General features: G+C 59.2%; 2 protein-coding genes and 1 pseudogene. 1 reads left to right on the top strand and 2 read right to left on the bottom strand.

What is annotated here, in order from left to right; all coding sequences use genetic code 11:
- Nucleotides 1-381: ATP-binding protein (locus CFR80_RS17540; protein ID WP_181418227.1), on the top strand; the 381-nt coding region annotated here is incomplete at its 5' end.
- A gap of 226 nt (nt 382-607) precedes the next feature.
- On the opposite strand, the pseudogene istB reads toward CFR80_RS17540, so the two are convergent.
- A pseudogene (gene istB, locus CFR80_RS17530) lies at nt 608-1,312 on the bottom strand (IS21-like element helper ATPase IstB); the annotation flags it as partial.
- Nucleotides 1,313-1,419: 107 nt separating this feature from the next.
- Nucleotides 1,420-2,634, bottom strand: coding sequence for an IS256 family transposase (locus CFR80_RS17525; RefSeq protein WP_110507814.1), 1,215 nt, complete (start codon nt 2,632-2,634; stop codon nt 1,420-1,422).
- Nucleotides 2,635-2,829: the final 195 nt, after the last annotated feature.

Raw genomic sequence — 2,829 nt, 5'->3', positions numbered from 1 at the left:
GCCATTGGCCGGAGCTGCATCCGCACAGGTCGGCGTGGCCGGTTCTTCAACGTGGTGGACCTGGTCAACCGGCTTGAGGCTGACAGTCGGGCGGCAAGGGCGGGTCGGCTGGCCGAACAACTCGGCCGACTGGACTTTGTCATCCTCGACGAACTGGGATACCTGCCCTTTGCCCAGTCTGGCGGACAGTTGCTGTTCCATATGATCAGCCGCCTTTATGAACAGACCTCGGTCATTGTCACCACGAACCTGTCCTTCGGTGAATGGGCCAGTGTATTCGCCGACGCCAAGATGACCACGGCACTGCTCGACCGTCTGACCCATCACTGCGACATCATCGAGACAGGGAACGAAAGCTGGCGGTTCAGGAACCGTAACTGAACCTCTCTCCAGATCCATACCTGCCCCGGCCTGTCTCCTTACGCCTACGGCTTCAGGAGACAGGCCGGGCCTTCAACAGGGGGTTAATATTGCATGCCGATCAGGGGTTATTTTTGAGTGCCGATTGACAGTATGGGGTGAGCGGCCCAGAAACGTGGCGAAACGGCCGACATCGCGAAGGTCATTGCGCTGCGTCTCCCGGGAGAACCGCCGCACCGCCATGTCATCAAGCAGGCGCTGGCGAAGGGGACTGATTGCAGCAATGCACAGGGACTCTGTCATCATCCGGCTCCTTCTGGTGGGAAGAAGATCTGTCCTTTCTGTTTTTTGACGCGGCAGTGCTGGCTCGGAATCTGTAGCTGTTATTTCCTGTCTCGATGATATGACAGTGATGGGTTAGCCGATCGAGGAGCGCCGTCGTCATCTTTGGGTCATCAAAGACGTCTCCCCATTCACTGAAGCTCAGATTGGTTGTGATGATGACACTGGTGCGCTCGTAGAGGCGGCTGAGCAGATCGAACAGCAGGGCGCCGCCAGACGCGCTGAAGGGGAGATAACCGAGTTCATCAGGGATCACGAGATCCAGGCGGAGCAGCCTGCCGGCAATCTGCCCGGCCCGGTTGGCGGTCTTTTCCTGTTCGAGCGCATTGACCAAGTCGAACGTTGACCAGAAGCGCGCCTTCTTGCGGTGATGGGTGATCGCCTGGATGGGCAGCGCGGTCGCCAGGTGGGTTTTCCCGGTTCCCGGACCGCCGATCAGCACGACATTTTCAGCACGCTCGATGAAGTCCCCGCTATGGAGCTGGCGGATCATGGGCTCGTTGACCTGCGTATCGGCAAAGGAGAACCCGGACAGATCTTTATAGGCGGGGAACCGGGCGGTCTTTGTCTGGTAGGCGATGGAGCGCACTTCGCGTTCGGCCAGTAACGCGATATTTTCTTCTTCTCGGCCATAGGGTTTATGCTCCGGTAAACCCAGGGTAGTTGGGAGTGTCCTGAAGTCTGTGTATCTGGCCTGGCCCATGGGTTTTCAGATACTCAAGCGGCGAAGCGCTCGCCGAACATTATGGCGAACTGGTTGCGGGCTGCAAACCATTCCCGAACATTCCGCCCGTCTTTCTCGAAGCTGCGGATCGCCAGGTAGATCAGCTTCGTTGCGGCATCGTCGGTCGGGAACGAACCGCGCGTCTTGATCGATTTGCGGATGACCCGGTTCAGGCTCTCGATGGTGTTCGTAGTGTATATGATCTTGCGGATCGCCGGATCGAAGGCAAAAAACGGGATCACTTCTGGCCATGCCCGGCGCCATGCCGGGGCGATCGACGCGTATTTCCCGGCCCATTTCTCCTCGAACGCATCGAGCTCTGCGGCCGCCATGTCAGCGGTCGCCGCCCCGTAGATCCGGCGCAGGTCGGCAGCCACGGCCTTGCGGTCCTTCCATGAGCAGAAGTTCAGGCTGTGGCGCACCAGGTGAACAATACAGGTCTGAACCATCGCCTCGGGAAAGGCGGCGGTGATGGCCTCGGGAAAGCCTTTCAGCCCGTCCACGACCGCGATCAGGATGTCCTGGATGCCCCGGTTCTTCAACTCGTTCATGACCGAAAGCCAGAATTTGGCGCCTTCATTCTCGGCGATCCAGAGCCCCAGAACCTCGCGCACTCCCTCGCGGGTGACACCGAGAGCAACGTAAACCGCCTTGTTTTTAACGGTCCGGCTGTCAGCATCGCGGATCTTTACCCGAAGAGCATCGAAGATCACGATGGGATACATCCGATCCAGCGCCCGGCCCTGCCACTCCCGGACCTCGTCCAGCACGGCATCGGTGACGCGGCTGATCAGGTCGGGAGAGACCTTCAGGCCATAAAGATCAAGCAGATGGGTCTGGATGTCCCGGACCGTCAGACCGGCGGCATAGAGACCGATGATCCTGTCGTCGATCCCGTCGATCCGGGTCTGGCCCTTCTTTATAAGCTCCGGCTCAAAGCTGCTGTCGCGGTCGCGCGGCACCGTCACCGGAAAGGCGCCGTCCTGGCCTTTCAGCACCTTGGTCGTGGAGCCATTCCGCCGGTTCGACTGGCCCGGCGGGGCAGCCTTGCCTTCCTCATAGCCCAGATGCGCGCTCAACTCTGCACCCAGCATACGCTCCATGAGCCGAATTTTCAGCTCCTTCAGCAACCCGCTGTCTCCGAGCAGGTCTTCAGGACGCTTCACGCCCGTCAGCAATTCGTCGAGGATTTCCATCGAGATGGTCATTCATACTTCCTTTCGGTGAAGTATGGACCAGATCAATTATACACAGAAGATCGGACACTCTCTCCTGTCACGCCGGGATGAAGCCACAAATCCCGCCCTGCCTGCCCTTCCCGAACCTCTGGTCCTGCATCATGCTCCTGTGGCTGACTGCAGCCGGTATGATATCCTGAGGACACGCCCATGATGGAACGTGGG

The organism is Komagataeibacter oboediens (genome assembly GCF_003207815.1).
Classification (GTDB): Bacteria; Pseudomonadota; Alphaproteobacteria; order Acetobacterales; family Acetobacteraceae; genus Komagataeibacter; species Komagataeibacter oboediens.
Note: the sequence above shows the minus strand (reverse complement) of the source record. Positions and strands in the feature narration are given on the sequence as shown.

What these genes read in the sequence shown, in the direction of transcription:
- CFR80_RS17525 (WP_110507814.1), bottom strand. Translation starts at nt 2,634, where the DNA reads ATGACCATCTCGATGGAAATCCTCGACGAATTGCTGACGGGCGTGAAG.